The sequence below is a fragment of the Halomonas sp. LBP4 genome (genome assembly GCF_003202205.1).
Taxonomy (GTDB): domain Bacteria; phylum Pseudomonadota; class Gammaproteobacteria; order Pseudomonadales; family Halomonadaceae; genus Halomonas; species Halomonas flagellata.
Genome location: NZ_PDOG01000001.1, coordinates 769,741 through 785,062, shown reverse-complemented (window position 1 = coordinate 785,062; position 15,322 = coordinate 769,741). Strand labels below are relative to the sequence as shown.

At 69.0% G+C, this 15,322-nt stretch carries 11 protein-coding genes and 1 tRNA gene; 9 read left to right on the top strand and 3 right to left on the bottom strand.

Going from position 1 to position 15,322, the window contains the following annotated elements; genetic code table 11:
* Positions 1–61: 61 nt before the first annotated feature.
* A complete protein-coding gene (ptsP, locus tag CR157_RS03655) occupies positions 62–2,320 on the top strand; it encodes a phosphoenolpyruvate--protein phosphotransferase (protein WP_110282163.1) in 2,259 nt (752 codons plus the stop codon).
* Between the two features lie 146 nt (positions 2,321–2,466).
* Here ptsP and CR157_RS03650 read toward each other — a convergent pair whose 3' ends face one another.
* On the bottom strand, positions 2,467–3,246 hold the full coding sequence (locus CR157_RS03650; protein WP_110282162.1) for an NRDE family protein: 780 nt from the start codon (positions 3,244–3,246) through the stop codon (positions 2,467–2,469).
* A gap of 123 nt (positions 3,247–3,369) precedes the next feature.
* Between CR157_RS03650 and CR157_RS03645 the strand changes: the two genes are divergently transcribed.
* The 7 genes from CR157_RS03645 to CR157_RS03615 all read left to right on the top strand — a co-directional run bounded on the left by CR157_RS03645 (position 3,370) and on the right by CR157_RS03615 (position 12,252).
* Positions 3,370–4,755: a response regulator gene (locus CR157_RS03645; protein WP_110282161.1), complete on the top strand. Its 1,386-nt coding sequence runs from the start codon at positions 3,370–3,372 to the stop codon at positions 4,753–4,755.
* A gap of 249 nt (positions 4,756–5,004) precedes the next feature.
* Complete coding sequence (lgt, locus tag CR157_RS03640) at positions 5,005–5,784, top strand: prolipoprotein diacylglyceryl transferase (RefSeq protein WP_110282160.1); 780 nt, start codon at positions 5,005–5,007, stop codon at positions 5,782–5,784.
* Positions 5,785–5,933: 149 nt separating this feature from the next.
* Positions 5,934–6,764: a thymidylate synthase gene (locus tag CR157_RS03635; protein ID WP_110282159.1), complete on the top strand. Its 831-nt coding sequence runs from the start codon at positions 5,934–5,936 to the stop codon at positions 6,762–6,764.
* Positions 6,761–7,279, top strand: coding sequence for a dihydrofolate reductase (locus CR157_RS03630; protein WP_110282158.1), 519 nt, complete (start codon positions 6,761–6,763; stop codon positions 7,277–7,279). The genes CR157_RS03635 and CR157_RS03630 overlap by 4 nt, the downstream gene beginning before the upstream one ends.
* A 133-nt stretch (positions 7,280–7,412) precedes the next feature.
* Positions 7,413–8,459, top strand: coding sequence for a ProQ/FINO family protein (locus CR157_RS22935; protein WP_258364053.1), 1,047 nt, complete (start codon positions 7,413–7,415; stop codon positions 8,457–8,459).
* Positions 8,460–8,973: 514 nt separating this feature from the next.
* Positions 8,974–10,038, top strand: a complete 1,065-nt coding sequence (locus CR157_RS03620; RefSeq protein WP_110282157.1) for a porin — start codon at positions 8,974–8,976, stop codon at positions 10,036–10,038.
* A 276-nt stretch (positions 10,039–10,314) separates the two neighbouring features.
* Positions 10,315–12,252, top strand: coding sequence for a sensor domain-containing diguanylate cyclase (locus CR157_RS03615; RefSeq protein ID WP_110282156.1), 1,938 nt, complete (start codon positions 10,315–10,317; stop codon positions 12,250–12,252).
* Between the two features lie 50 nt (positions 12,253–12,302).
* Here the strand turns inward: CR157_RS03615 and CR157_RS03610 are convergent, their stop codons facing one another.
* Positions 12,303–13,397 carry a hypothetical protein gene (locus CR157_RS03610; RefSeq protein WP_110282155.1) on the bottom strand — a complete coding sequence of 365 codons (1,095 nt, stop codon included), beginning with the start codon at positions 13,395–13,397 and terminating at the stop codon, positions 12,303–12,305.
* A gap of 184 nt (positions 13,398–13,581) precedes the next feature.
* A tRNA-Arg gene (locus tag CR157_RS03605) sits at positions 13,582–13,658 on the bottom strand.
* Between the two features lie 106 nt (positions 13,659–13,764).
* On the opposite strand from CR157_RS03605, the gene CR157_RS03600 reads away from it, so the two are divergent.
* Positions 13,765–15,291: an amidase gene (locus CR157_RS03600; RefSeq protein WP_110282154.1), complete on the top strand. Its 1,527-nt coding sequence runs from the start codon at positions 13,765–13,767 to the stop codon at positions 15,289–15,291.
* Positions 15,292–15,322 lie beyond the last annotated feature (31 nt).

Here is a 15,322-nt window from a genome sequence, read left to right as displayed (position 1 = left end):
GACAGGGTCAGTGAACTCCCGGCGAGGCAAGAGAGAACAACGAATGGACACCAGGACGCCAATGCTCGAGGTTTTGCGCCGCATCATCCAGGAGGTCAACGGGGCTCGCAACCTGGACGTGGCCCTGTCCACCATGGTGCGCCGCATCCGCAAGGCGATGCATACCGATGTCTGTTCCTTCTATCTTCATGATGCCGAACTCGGCCAACTGGTGCTGATGGAGACCATCGGCCTGCGCACCCAGGCGGTGGGACAGGTGACCCTGCCACAGGGCGAGGGGCTGGTGGGCCTGGTGGCGAGCCGCGAGGAGCCGCTCAACCTGGAGGATGCCCAGGCGCATCCGCACTTCCGCTACTTCGAGGCCACCGGTGAGGAGCGCTATTCCAGCTTCCTCGGGGTGCCGATCATCCACCAGCGCCGCACGCTCGGCGTGCTGGTCGTGCAGCAGGCCGAGAAGCGCCGCTACGACGAGGAGGACGAGGCCTTCCTGGTCACCATGGCGGCACAGCTGGCCGGGGTGTTGGCCCACGCCCTGGCCACCGGCAGCTTCACCCGGCCGAGCCTCGATGGCCAGGCCATGTTCACCGGGGTGGCCGCCTCGCCGGGGATGGCCATCGGCGAGGTGGTGGTGATCGCCCCGCCCGCCGACCTGAACAGCGTGCCGGACCTGATACCCGCCGACGTCGACTACGAGATCACCCGGCTCCGGGAGGCCATCGACCGGGTGCGCGAGGAGATCCGCTCCGCCGGGGAGCGCCTGGCCAGCCGCATCTCGGCCCAGGAGCTGGCGCTGTTCGAGGTCTACCAGCAGATGCTGGGCGAGGCGGCGCTCTCCCAGGAGGTGGTGAAGCGTATCCGCGAGGGGCAGTGGGCCCCCGGCGCACTGGCCGACGTGGTGCGACGTCACGTGCAGTACCTCGAGCGGGTCGATGACGACTATCTCCGTGAGCGGGCCGCCGATGTGCGCGATCTCGGGCGCCGGGTGCTGGCCCACCTCCAGGAGGAGACGCCCCAGACCCCCGACGTCTATCCGGACAGTACCATCCTGGTGGGTGACGAGATCAGCGTGGCAATGCTCGGCGAGGTGCCGCGAGACAAGCTGGCCGGGCTGGTCTCGGTGCGCGGCTCGAGCACCTCCCACGTGGCGATCATCGCCCGGGCCATGGGCCTTCCCACGGTGCTCGGCATGGTCGACCTGCCGCTGTCGCGGCTGGGGGGCGCCCGGGTGGTGCTGGATGGCCACCGGGGGCGGCTCTTCGTGCGCCCCTCGGCCGAGCTGGAAAGCCATTACCAGAGCCTGATCGACGAGGAGCGGGCCCTGGCCGAGGTGCTTGAGCACGAGCAGGATCTGCCGAGCCGCACGCCGGACGACTACGACATGCCGCTGATGGTCAATACCGGCCTGGCGGTGGAGGCCGCGGCGTCGCTGAAGAACCGCATCAGCGGGGTGGGGCTCTATCGCACCGAGGTGCCGTTCATGATCACCGAGCGCTTCCCCGGCGAGCAGGAGCAGACCCGGCTCTACCGCAAGCAGCTCGAGAGCTTCGCGCCCTTGCCGGTGGTGATGCGCACCCTGGATATCGGCGGCGACAAGGACCTGCCCTATTTTCCCATCGAGGAGGCCAATCCCTTCCTCGGCTGGCGCGGCATCCGCGTCACCCTGGACCACCCCGAGGTGCTGATGGTGCAGCTGCGTGCCATGCTGCGCGCCTCCGTGGGGCTCGACAACCTTCAGGTGCTGCTGCCGATGGTGACCAATGTCGACGAGGTCGACGACGCCCTGAAGCTGCTCGATCGGGCCATCATCGAGCTGGGCGAGGAGGGGGTCGAGGTCAACCGGCCCAGGGTGGGGGTGATGCTGGAGGTGCCGGCGACGCTCTACCAGCTCGACGCCCTGGCCGAGCGCGTCGACTTCTTCTCGGTGGGCAGCAACGATCTGACCCAGTACCTGCTGGCGGTGGATCGCAACAATCCACGGGTTGCCGAACTCTATGATGCCTGCCATCCCGCCGTGCTGTCGGCCATGGCACGACTGGCCACGGAGTCGGCCGCGCTGCGGATGCCGATCTCGGTGTGCGGCGAGCTGGCCGGCGACCCGGCCGGGGCCCTGCTGCTGATGGGCATGGGCTTCAACTCGCTGTCGATGAACGCCCCGAGCCTGCCCCGGGTGCGGGCCGCCATTCGCCGGGTATCCCTGAAGGCCGCTCGCCAGCTGGTCGAGGAGACCCTGTGCCTGGACACCCCCGCGGCGGTGCGTCGCCACCTGAGCGCGCAACTGGGCGAGTGGCAGCTGGCACACCTGCTGCCGCCGAGGGATTGACCGGGCTTTGCCCGGAGCTTGAAGCCGTAAGCCTGAAGCTGGAAAGAAAGGGCTTGACACCTTGGGCGGGAAATCCAGGCTGCTTCGAGCTTCGAGCTTCGAGCTTCGAGCTTCGAGCTTCGAGCTTCGAGCTTCGAGCTTCGAGCTTACGCCTTCCGGCTCGTCGAGACCCGCAGCTCGTTCTCTCCCAGCGCCACGCCCCCGGGGCCGAAGCGCCGCTCGCCGATTTCTATCCGCCCGTCGGCGTGCCAGGCGAGCCAGCTCATGGCGCGAGTACCGTAGTCCTGCCCGACGATGAAGGGGGAGGAGAGGCGGCGCTCCAGCTCGAGCCCCACGCCGGTCTCCGGCAACTGGTCGTCATCGGCGGGGTGCGGGTCGCCCAGGGCCGCCAGGGCGTCGTCCGGCCAGTGGCCGTGGCGCACGCTGGCGGCGACCCCCTGGCGAGCGGCAATCAGCTTGGGCCAGGGGGTATCGAGGCTGGCGTTGGAGAGCCCGTGCAGGCCAGGCGGCACCGCCTGCAGCGTGAGGCCGTCGAGGCCGCGGTGCAGATGCCAGAGCCGCTCGCCGTCGCCGGCCAGCAGGTTGAAGCCCGCATAATGGTGGCCCTCGCCCGAGGCAAGCCGGTCGAGCCAGGCCGGCAGGTCGTCGCATTCCAGGGCCGCGCGGACCAAGGCCCCGCGGCTGGGGGCGCCGGATGGCACCTTGAGGCGCGGGTCGCGCACATTGGTGACGGCGGCGAAGCGGCCGCGGCGATGCACGGCCAGCCAGGTGCCCCCGGCCTCCAGGTCGCGTCCCCCGATGATGTGGGGGGCATCGCTCCAGGTGGCCAGCGGCGCGGCGGGGCGGGCGTGAAACTCGTCACGGTTGGCCACCAGGCGCAGCGGGCAGGCGCTGCCGGGGCGATGGTCGAAGGCAATCAGGCACATGGCGGCAGCTTAGCGTCCCGGTGCGCCGAGGGGAAGCCTGTCGAGCAAGATCGCCGGCGTCATGACAGGGGCAAGCCGGCGGCGTACACTCGTGGCATCATCGCACCTGTTCCCGGGAAGACAATGCGAGTCGAATCAAGCAAGGAACGCCTCTGGTCACGACTGATCCGACCCATCCTCTGGCCCGTGCTGCTGGCCCAGGGTGTCCTGGTGGCACTCTGTCTGATCGTCGGCGTGCTGCTGTGGTGGATGATGCCGTCCCATGCCTCCTGGAGTACCACCTTCTGGCTGATGCTGGCCTTGCTGCTGGGCAGCAGCATGAACGTGCTCGTCTTCCTGACCCTGCTGCGTCAGCGCCTGGCAACCTGCGAGACGGCCCTCGACGAGCAGCTGGCCACCGGCGAGCGGCACCTGACGGCGTCCCGCCCGGACCTGCTGGCCCCGGAAGCCTTGCCGGAAGGCGCCTCGACGGAGCGCGATCCGGCACGGCGCCTGTCGCGACTGCTCGATGGCATGGCCGCGCTGCTCGATGAGCAGGCCAGGGCCCCGCACCTCGAGAGGATGCTGGCGGCCAGCAGCCGGCCGGCGTTGCTGGCCACCCGAGGCCGGGTGCTGGTCGCCAATGCGGCCATGGAGGAGTTGCTGGAGCAGGGCGGGTTGCGCGGGCTGGTGGTGAGCCAGCTGCTGCCCGTCGACGAGTCGCAGAGCGATGGCGAACGGCTCGTGGTGCGTCCCCAGGGGGCCAGGAGCCCGTCATCCCGCTGGTTGCAGGTCCGCCTGGAGGACGACCGCGGGCATGCACTGGTGCTGCTCGACGACCTCGAGCACCGGGAGCGGCGCCTCGACCAACTGCTGGTCGGGCGGCAACGGGCCCGGGAGGAGTCGCGGCTCAAGTCCGGCTACCTGAGCCACCTGCGACGGGAGATGAAACCGCTGATGGCCTCCCTGGGCGAGGTGCTGGACCAGGATGCCGCTTCGGCCCGGCGCGACGGCGCCGGCCGTTCGGCCGTGCTGGAGCTGCGCGAGCGGCTGGCCGACATTTCGTTGCTGCTGGCCAATCTGGCCGGCGAGCCCCCGGCGCAGGACGCGAGGGCACAGCGTAGCCGGACCGTTCGGGTGCTGATCGTCGATGACGGGCCGGTCAACCTGATGCTGGCCCAGCAGGTGCTGGAGGGGCAGGGGCTGGCGGTGGAGACCGCCACCTCCGGGGCGCAGGCACTGGAGTGGCTCGCTCGCGCGTCCTTCGACCTGGTGCTGATGGATATCTTCATGCCCGAGATCGATGGGGTGGAGACCAGCCTGCGCTGGCGCGAGCAGGAGGCCGCCCGGGCCGATGGCCGGCGCAGCGTCCTGGTGGCACTGACCGCCAATGCCAGCGACGCCGACCGGCGCCGCTTCCGCGAGGCAGGCATGGACGACTATCTGGCCAAGCCCTATCGCCCCCAGGCGTTGATCGATATGGTGCGGCGGTGGCTGCCTGATACCCGGGAGGAGCGCGAGCCGTCGTGAGTGTGCTCGTGACCCGACCCATGCCCCGCGTCCTGCCTTCGTCGCCCCACTGGCACTGGTGGGCTGAGATTTCTTTTATAGCTGTAAGTCATAAGCTTTAAGCTATAAGAAAAACCATTGCCTATGGCACTCCGGGTGGTAGTGTCGCGGCTTACGGCTTACGGCTTACGGCTTACGGCTTACGGCTTACGGCTTACGGCTTACGGCTTACGGCTTACGGCTTACGGCTTCCAGCTCCAGAGGACATCCATGCTCAGCTATCCCGACATCGATCCCGTGGCCATCTCCCTGGGACCGCTCCAGGTCCACTGGTACGGCCTGATGTACGTGATCGGCTTCGTCGCCGGCTGGTGGCTGGGCAGGCGGCGGGCCGCCCGCATCGGCCTGACCCATGACGACGTCGGTGACCTGCTGTTCTACGCCGCCCTGGGCGTGGTGCTGGGCGGCCGGCTGGGCTATGCGCTCTTCTACGGCATGGGCCAGTGGCTGGCCGACCCGCTGTGGATCTTCCGGGTCTGGGACGGGGGCATGAGCTTCCACGGCGGCCTGGCCGGGGTGCTGCTGGCGGCGCTCTGGTTCGCCCGGAAGAAGCGGCTGGCCTTCTTCACCCTCACCGACTTCGTGGCGCCGCTGGTGCCGATCGGCCTCGGCGCCGGGCGCATCGGCAACTTCATCAACCGCGAGCTGCCCGGCCGGGTGACCGAGTTGCCCTGGGGCATGCCGTTTCCCGGCATGGGCCCCGAGCCGCGCCACCCCTCGGCGCTGTACGAGGCCTTGCTGGAAGGCGCGGTGCTCTTCGCGGTGCTGTGGTGGGTCTCGGCCCGGCCGCAGCGCCGCGGCCTGGTCTCCGGGCTCTTCCTGCTGCTCTACGGCGTGTTCCGCTTCGCGGTGGAGTTCGTGCGCCTGCCCGATGCCCATATCGGCTTCATCGCCTTCGGCTGGGTGACCATGGGCATGCTGCTCACCCTGCCGATGATCGCCTTCGGCCTCCTGCTGATCCTCTGGTCGCGCCGCCAGCCGATCCCCTGACGGGGAGCGATAAGCCAATAAGCTGGAAGCTGGAAGAAAAACCCGTTCTCCGGGCCTTGGTGGCGAGACGCTGGCTTCCAGCTTCCAGCTTCCAGCTTCCAGCTTCCAGCTTCCAGCCTGTAGAATAACTGACCCACTTATCAGCCCAGATGAACGCCGTGACCGACCAGACGCCGCTCGCCCTCGAACAGCCCTATCTCGACCTGATGCGCGCCGTGCTCGAGCACGGAGTGGAGCGCGACGACCGCACCGGGGTCGGCACGCGCTCGCTGTTCGGCCACCAGATGCGCTTCGACCTCTCGCGGGGCTTCCCGCTGGTGACCACCAAGAAGCTGCACCTGCGCTCGATCATCCATGAGCTGCTGTGGTTCTTGCGCGGCGACACCAACATCGCCTACCTCAGGGAGCACGGGGTGCGCATCTGGGACGAATGGGCCGACGAGAACGGCGATCTCGGCCCGGTGTACGGCTACCAGTGGCGCAGCTGGCCCGACCCGCGCGGCGGCCACGTCGACCAGATCGCCAGGCTGCTGGAGCAGATCCGCGCGAATCCGCGCTCGCGGCGGCTGATCGTCTCGGCCTGGAACCCGGCGCTGGTCGACGAGATGGCGCTGCCGCCGTGCCACTGCCTGTTCCAGTTCTACGTGGCCGAGGGGCGGCTCTCCTGCCAGCTCTACCAGCGCAGTGCCGACATCTTCCTCGGCGTGCCCTTCAACATCGCCAGCTACGCACTGCTGACCGCGATGATCGCTCGGGTCAGCGGGCTCGAGCCCGGCGACTTCGTCCACACCCTGGGCGATGCGCACCTCTACCTGAATCATCTGGAGCAGGCCGAGCTGCAGCTCTCCCGCACGCCCCTGGCGCCGCCGCGGCTCCGGCTCAACCCCGCGGTGCGCGATCTCTTCGCCTTCCGCTTCGAGGATATCGCCATCGAGGACTACGCGGCGCATCCCCATATCAAGGCCGAGGTGGCCGTATGACCGACGAGACCCTGGTTCCCATCGCGATGATCGCCGCCCTGGCCCGCAACCGGGTGATCGGCGTGGACAACCAGCTGCCCTGGTACCTGCCGGAGGACCTCAAGTTCTTCAAGCGCATGACCCAGGCCAAGCCGCTGGTGATGGGGCGCAGGACCTTCGAGTCGATCGGCCGCCCGCTGCCCGGACGCCTGAATATCGTGGTGACCCGCGACCCCGACTTCCACCCCGAGGGCGTGCGGGTCTGCCATGATCTCGCCTCCGCCCTGGCCCTGGCCGACCAGCAGGCCACCATCGATGCCAGTGAGGAGATCATGGTGATGGGCGGTGCCCAGCTCTACGCCCAGGCGCTGCCGCTGGCCTCGCGGCTCTATCTCACCGAGGTCGATATCGAGGTGGAGGGCGACGCCCGCTTTCCCGAGCTGGACATGGCCGATTGGGAAGAGGTGCAGCGGGTGCCCGGCGAGCCCGCCGACGGCCAGCCGGCCTACAGCTTCGTGCACTACCGCCGCCGATAGGCGGTGTCGACGCGGCGACGGCATACCCTATGGTCGCCATTCAACGACATTTGTCATGGCCCGCCATCTGGCACAGACTTACAGCTGAATGCGCCATACCGAGTGACGACGAGTTTGCCTGGAGGGTCAGGGTTTGATCGAGGAACGCTCATACCGTCTGCTGGCGGCACTGGAGAACCGTGCCGAGACCTTGCTGGCTGCCCTGCACGAGGCCCGCGTGCAGCAGTCGGCCATGCAGGCCCGCCTGGCCGAGCTGGAACGCCGCCGCAGCGAGCTCGAGGCGCACAATGCCGAGCTGGTCGCTCGGGCCGAGGAGGCCCTGGCCAGCCAGCGTGGCGTGGTGCAGCGCTGCGACGAACTCGAGCGCCGTCTCGCCGAGCTGGAGGCGAACCGCCAGGAGCTGCTCGAGGAGCGCCGCGAGCTGGTGGAAGAAAACCGCGAGCTCGACGAGCAGAACCGCGAGCTGGAGGAGCACAATCGCCACCTGCACGACAAGCTCGTCGCGGGCGAACCGGGCGGCGGCTTTGCGATGCCGGCGCGCCGCGCCCAGGGGCTGTCGGCGCTGATCGGCCACCGCCCCAGGGGAGCGGCCCGCACGATGCCCGACGCGCCGCACGAGCCGGGCCCCGGCCAGCCGGCCGCGGCCGAAGCGGCGGCGGGCGAGCCGGCACGCAGTCCCCAGAGCGACCTGCCCATCGGCGAGGCGCCGTCGCCCCAGGCGCTGCTCGCCGAGTGGTACCAGCGCTACGCTTCGACCTTCTTCAAGGGGCATACCCGACCGCTCAAGGTCGGTATCCACGAGGAGCTCGCCGCCCGGGAGCCCTGGCCGGAGAAGCTGGTGCGCCGGGCGCTCGCCTGCTACGTCAACCTGCCGCGTTACCTCAAGTCGGTGCGCGAGGACGCCGAGCGCATCGACCTCGACGGCCAGGCCGCCGGCCGTGTCGACGCCGAGGCCGCCGAACACGCCCGCAAGAAGCTCGAGCAGTTGCAGGCCAATCGTCGCAAGCCCCGGGCCAAGCCCCAGCGGCACCCGGCACGGGCCGAGGGGCGGCAGGCCCCCGGCGACGCCTCCCCGCCCAAGAAGCCCGGTCGGGCGGGCCCCGAGGCGTCGGCCGCCCAGGCGCCCGCCACCCTGGAAGAGAAGCTCTCCGCCCTGCTGGCCAAGCACAACGACCGCTGACCCCCGCCGCCCCTCGTCCCCAGGGCTATCGCAGATAGCCGCATGGCTCGGGGCTGATCCCCCGGCGCCCCTCGCGACAGTCAACTGCGATAGCCCTGTCCTCGTCCCGCCTTGACTTGCCACCGTCATATTCGCAGGGCATCATACACCCGCTCATCGCTGCCTGGGCTGTATTCGGTCGACTCGCGTCGGCCAGCCGGCAGCGGCGGCCGGCCAGCCGGGAGGGCTCGCTGGCCGCCAGCGTGGGGGAAAGTTCCGTGGATCCGGTGCGCCTCGAAGGAAAACAGTGTTTTTTTCTTGTTGCGTTCCCGAAAATCCCGGTATAGAGTTCCCCTGCGAGCATTGGACTATAACAAGGCTTCGCTGAGGTGGTGCCGCGCCACCTGCCATCCTCCCGGGAGGGAGTCGCGCAGGAAAGGTGGAAAAAGAGCATGCCCGGCAAGCCGGCTGCATTCACTCCGGTGAATCGTGCAGTAACGATCGAAACAGTAAGCTAGTCAAAGGAACTATCGCGATGAAAAAGACACTGTTAGCGACTGCTATCGCCGGCGCCCTGGGCGCTTCAGCTGCCGCTCAGGCCGCTACCGTCTACGACCAGGATGGCACCCGTCTGGACCTCTACGGCCGTATCGCCCTGGGTGTCCAGGGGGGTGGTGAAGAAGTCAACGAAGACGACGAGAAGATCAACGGCTCCGAGTTTGTCGACGTCTTCTCCCGCTTCGGCCTGCGCGGCAGCCAGCAGCTCAGCTCCGACCTGACGGCCTTCGGTAACTTCGAGCTGCGCCCGCAGCTGGACGAAGTGAACCGCGGTGGCCAGCAGGTGCGCAACAGCTTCCTGGGCCTGCGCAGCAACACCCTCGGTACCCTCCAGGCCGGTAACTTCGACAGCTTCTACCTGAATACCGTCGGCGCGCCCTTCGATGTCTACCTGAATCGCGGCTACGAGTTCACCGGCGGCAGCCACCAGGCCCGCGGCGACTCCGTCGGCTACATCACCCCGAACCTGGAGGGCTTCCAGGTCTTCCTGATGGGCAAGCACTTCAGCGGTAACGGTAACGAGGCTGGCTCCGAGGGCAGCAACTCCTCCAAGATCAACACCGCCGGTGGTGCCGTCTACGAGACCGGCCCGCTGCGCCTGGGCCTGGGTTACGCCGAGGATCGCGAGAGCACCGGCGGCATCGGCGAGAACATCTACGGCGGTACCGCCTCCTTCGAGTTCGTGCCGGGCTTCTCCGGCCGTCTGGGCTACGAGTACCAGGCCGAGTTCGAAGACAAGATCGGTGTCGGCATGACCTATGCCGTCGCCGACTGGGCCTTCAACCTCGACTACTACCGCATCGAGTCTCAGGGCGACTTCAAGGCCGCTCAGGAGGCTGAAGGTCTGAGCACCAGTCGTAACTCCTGGGCTGCCGGCGCCTACTACAAGGTCTCCAGCAACTTCGACGTCTTCGCCGAGGTCCACGAGTCCGACCAGGGCACCATCATCGACAGCGAGACCACCGGCAGCGATTTTGCCGACAACCTGCGTGATGTGCGCGACAATGTCTACTGGCTGACCGGCGTTCGCTACCACTTCTAAGCGGCCCGCCGCTTGATGTAGCGATACCCCTCAGTACACAGAAGCCGGCCCCTCGAGGGCCGGCTTTCTCGTGGGCGGGTGTCGAGAAGATGAAGGGAGAGGCGGGACAGGGGCCATCCGGCCTGGCTATTCGCGCCAAGGCCGTGCTTGACCTGCGCGATCATCTGGTTTCCGATGCCCATACGAATCGGTAATCACTAACGCACCCGGGAGCGGCGTTTGCTATCTCGACTCCGGTTTCTCCTCCGCTCGGCTCTCTCCCTCCAGGGGCGGCTGATGATCGGCCTGGCGGCCACTTGGGTGGTGGTGGCCCTGCTGCTGCTGGGCAGCGGCTGGCTGGCGGGGCAGAAGCTGGTACGCCAGACCAACTTCACGCACCTGAGCTACGAGTCGCACCTGATCGCCGAGGAGATCACGGTCCAGGTCGATAACCGCCTGACCGCGCTGGAGCGGCTGTCCAGCAGGCTCGACGAGGCGGCCCATCCCGGTGACGAGGCGCCGTCCGACGAGGAGGCACTGCGCAGCGAACTACGGCACAACGACGCCCTGCTCGAGTGGTTCGACGGCCTGGTGGTAGCGGATGCCGAGGGCGAGATACTGGCCGACTGGCCCGTGGTCAGGGGGCGCACGGGCCTGTCCACGGCCGAGACCGAGTATTTCCGTTTCGTGAAGAGTGTGCGCCGTCCCTATGTCAGCGAACCCTTCATCGGCCGGGCCAGCGACATGCCGCTGGTGATGTTCGTGGTGCCGCGATCGCAGGACGGCGAGTTCGCCGGCTTCGTCGGGGGCTTCGTCAACATTCACTCCGGGGGCCTGTTCCAGCTGCTGCACCGACGGCGTCTCGGCTCGGGCGGCTTCGCCGCCGTGGCCACGGCCTCGGGGACCATCCTCTATCATCCCGATTCCTCCCTGGTGCTGCGGCCGGTGCCTTCCGCCGACCAGAACCCCAGGCTGCACCAGGCGCTGGACGGCTGGCAGGGCGAGGCCGTGGCCCCGCTGATTCACGGCGGCAAGGCCTACCAGTCCTTCGGCCAGGTCTGGCCCGCCGACTGGGTGGTCGGTGTCTTCCTGCCCGCGGAGCAGGTGCATGCGCCCCTTCAGGGGCTGTTTCGCGAGCTCTGGTGGTTCGGCGTCGGCTTCGCCCTGCTGCTGTTGCCGCTCATGTGGTGGCTGGTGCGTCATGCCCTGACCCCCCTGCACCGGCTCGAGAGGCAGATCGACGAGGTGGGCGAGGGGCGCCGCCGCCGGGTGACGCTCGAGACCCGGATGCACGAGATCAGCCGGCTGGCCGGCACCTTCAACCGGGTCGAGGGCGAGCGCAGTGCGGCCCTGGAACGGCTGCGCGACCGTGAGGCCTTCCTCGATGGCGTGCTGTCGTCGTCGCCGCTGGGTATGTTCGTCACCGACACGGCCGGCAGCATCCGTTACATGAACCCTGCGCTGACGGCCCTGACCGGCCATGGCTTCACCGACCGGGAGGAGTCGGCGTGGGTGAGGCACATCCACTCCGAGGATCATCCCGCCGCCGCCGACCTGTGGCAACACAGCCTCGAGACCGGTGACGACTTCCTCAGGCAGTTCCGCTACCTTCGCGCCGATGGCGACCTGCTGTGGCTCGAGGTGCACGCCAGCCAGGTGGCCGTCGATGGACGGACCATCGGCTTCGTGGGCACGGTCAAGGACATCACCGAGCGCCATCAGCAGGAGGCGCTGCGCCGCTGGGAGGCCGAGCACGATCCCCTCACCGGCCTGCTCAACCGGCGCGGTTTCGAGCGTCGCCTCGAGGAGGCCCTGGCCGAGTGGCACAAGACCGGCACACCCTCGGCGCTGATGCTGTTCGATCTCGACCGCTTCAAGCCGATCAACGACCAGGGGGGCCATGCGCTGGGCGACGAGATGCTGCGGCGCATCGCCCAGGTGGTGGCCTGGGAGGTGCGCCGCAGCGACCACGTGGCCCGCCAGGGGGGTGACGAATTCGGGGTGCTGCTGCCGAGCTGCACGCTCGCACAGGCCCGGCGCATCGCCGAGACGCTGCGCGAGGCCGTCGCCGAGATCCGCGTGCGGTATCAGGGCCACGAGTACCGGGTGACCCTGAGCGTCGGCGTCACCGCCTTCCAGGAGGGCGATCGGGTGGCCGCGACCGTCATCCGGCGTGCCGACGCGGCCAGCTACCGGGCCAAGGCCGCCGGCCGCAACCTGGTCGAGGTCGCCTGACCGCGCAAGCCTCGCTGGGCATCATGGTGCCGTGGCCTGCCGGTCGGGGCTCACCCCTCGAACTCGGTGCCGAAGCGCCTGCCGAGCAGGTCGCGCAGGAAGTCGAGCACCTCCGGCGAGGCGGCGTCCATGGCGGCCTCGAGCTGGCCCAGGTCGTCACCGCGCATTATCTCGTAATCCTCGAGGACCTCGGCGCTGGCCGCCTGGAATGCCGGGTCGTTGGCCATGGCCTCGACGCCGAGGTGCAGGGCCCGCATGGCCTCCTCGGGGATGTCGTCGTGGGTCCAGAGGGTACCCCGGGCGTTCTGCACCAGCGACACGGTGACCTTGAAGGCCTCCCAGACGATGCCGGAGGGCATCTCGCCGTGTATCTGCTCGTAGAGTTCGGGGACGGTGATCAGCCCCGGCAGCGCCGGGTCACGGACCGGGTTGCCGTCCCCGTCGATATAGCCGATCGCGTAGAGCGGCATGGCACGGCCCTGGTCGACCAGTGGCGCCACTTTCTCGAGGTAGAACGAGGTGCTCTGGGTGTTGAGCATCAGCTCGCCGCGCTCGAAGGCGTTGCGGGTGGCGCCGCGGCTGCCATAGCCGGGCACCGCCCGGTAGTCGATGCCGAGCAGCTCCAGGGCCACCAGCGACTCGAGCAGGCCGATCGGATCGGTGATGCCCTTGGTCAGTGGACCCTGGGCCTCGAGCACTTCGCTGGGCTCCTCGATACCCACACGGGTGGAGAGGGCGGTGACATGACCCATGGGGGCGGCGACCACCGGTTCCAGCGCGTCGAGGTCGAGGCGCAGGCCTCGCAGGCCGAGGATGGCGCGCAGGTTGAGGTGGCCGGAGGCGGCCAGCAGGGTGGTGCCGTCGTGGTCGACCCGTTCGGCGAACTCGTTGCTGCCCAGCAGGCCACCGACATCGGTGATGTTCTCGGCCACGATGGTCGGCTCACCCGGGATGTGCCGTCCCAGGTGGCGGCTGATCAGGCGGCCGAAGGTGTCGGTGTTGCCCCCCGGGGAGAAGGGGATGATCATGCGGATGGTCTTGCCGGCGTAGTAGTCGTCGGCGGCTGCCTGGGCGGTACTCGGCAGGCTGGCGGCGAAGAGTACCATTCCCGCCACGAGGGCGGGCAGGAGACGGAACTTGACCATGTGACGGGCTCCGGCGAGGCATGGCGGTCCTGTGCTTGGTTGCCCCGGGTGTCGCTCCAGCCACAGGGGCTGGGAACAGCATAGGCAGCGGACTAGGCGATCACCAGTACGTGGTGCGCGGCAGCCGGCCCGAGGTTGAGGCTGAGGGTGTAGGCTGAAGAAGGAGGCCGCGACCGATCGAGGGTGGCGCCCTCTGCAGGATTCGAACCTGCGACCTGCCGCTTAGGAGGCGGCTGCTCTATCCTGCTGAGCTAAGAGGGCGAAGCGCGGCGCATTATAAGCGTTCGCGCGAATGAGATAAACCCGTCGGCTCGGGGCTCGCGCTCTCGAGGGATCCGAACGAGAGTCAGGCGGGAAGGGAGATGCCATGGAGCCGAGCGAGTATCGCGCCTACGATGGCCTGGGGCTGGCGGCACTGATCCGTCGCGGCGAGGTGAGCCGGGAGGAGGTCTTCGCGGCGGCCTGTGCCACCATCGAGGCGGAGAATCCACGCTTGGGTGCGGTGGTGCGCTGTCGCTTCGAACGGGCCGAGCAGGAGGGGCGCCGGGTCGATCCGGGGTCGCCCTTCGCCGGGGTGCCGACCCTGACCAAGGACCTGCTGATGGCCATTGCCGGCGAGCCGCTGGCCTTCGGAAGCGCGGCCCTGGTCGACTGGCGGGCGCCGGAAGACGCCTCCCTGGTGCGTCGCCTGCGCGAGGCGGGACTGGTGATCCTCGGCCAGACCGCGACCCCGGAGCTGGGGCTGATGGGCATCACCGAGCCGCGGGCCTTTGCCCATCCGCTGAACCCCTGGAAGCCCGGGCACTCGCCGGGGGGCTCCAGCGGCGGTGCGGCTGCGGCGGTGGCCGGCGGGCTGGTGCCCCTGGCCATGGCCGGCGACGGTGGCGGTTCGATTCGCATCCCGGCGAGCCACTGTGGGCTGTTCGGCTTCAAGCCTTCCCGCGGGCGGGTGCCCCTCGGCCCGCAGTACGCCGAGGTGTGGCAGGGGGCGGTGGTGGAACACGCCCTGACCCGCAGCGTGCGGGACAGCGCGGCGCTGCTCGACCAGATCAACGGCATGGACGAGGGGGCGCCACAGCCGTTGCCCCGCGAGGAGGGCTTCCTGGCCGCCATCGCCAGGCCTCCCGCGCGGCTGCGGGTCGCCGTCTCCCTGGGCGAGCCACTGGGGGCGCCGCTGGGCACCCGGCTCGCCCCCGAGGTGCGACACGCCGTGGAGCAGGCCGCCTACCGCCTGGAGGCGATGGGCCACGGGGTGGAGTGGTGCGATCCCCCCGCCGAGGGCGAGCGGCTGGCCGACAGTTACCTGACCCTCTACCTGGGTCACCTGGCCGCCGACCTGGCCTGGATCAGCGAGCAGACCGGCGTGCCGGTGGGACGGCTCGACATCGAGCCGTCGACCCGGGCCATCGGCCGGCTGGGGCGCTGGCTGTCGGCGCGGGACTATGAGCTCGCCAAGCGTTACTGGAACCGGGTGGCGCGAGCCATGGGCGAGTTCCACCGCCGCTTCGATGTGCTGCTGTTGCCGGTGGCGGCGACCCCGGCGCCGCGCCTGGGGGAGCTCTATCCCGATGCCGGCAAGGAGCGGCTGATGGCGCTGCTGACCTTGCCGGGCGCCGCTCCCCTGGCGCTGAAGGCGGGCATGCTGCACCGCCTGGCCAGGGAGGCGCTGTGCCGTACTCCCTTCACCCAACTGGCCAACCTCACCGGTCAGCCGGCCATGTCGCTGCCGCTGCATGTCACCCGGGACGGCCTGCCGGTGGGGGTGCAGATGATCGGCCCCATGGGCGACGAGCGTCGTCTGCTGGCGCTGGCCGCCGAGCTCGAGGCCGACAGCGGCTGGGGGCATCGGCTGCCCCGCGCGGCGAGCGGTGAGTCGCGGGCCGATCCCGGGTAGAATGGCCGACGAACCCGCCCGATGAGGCCGG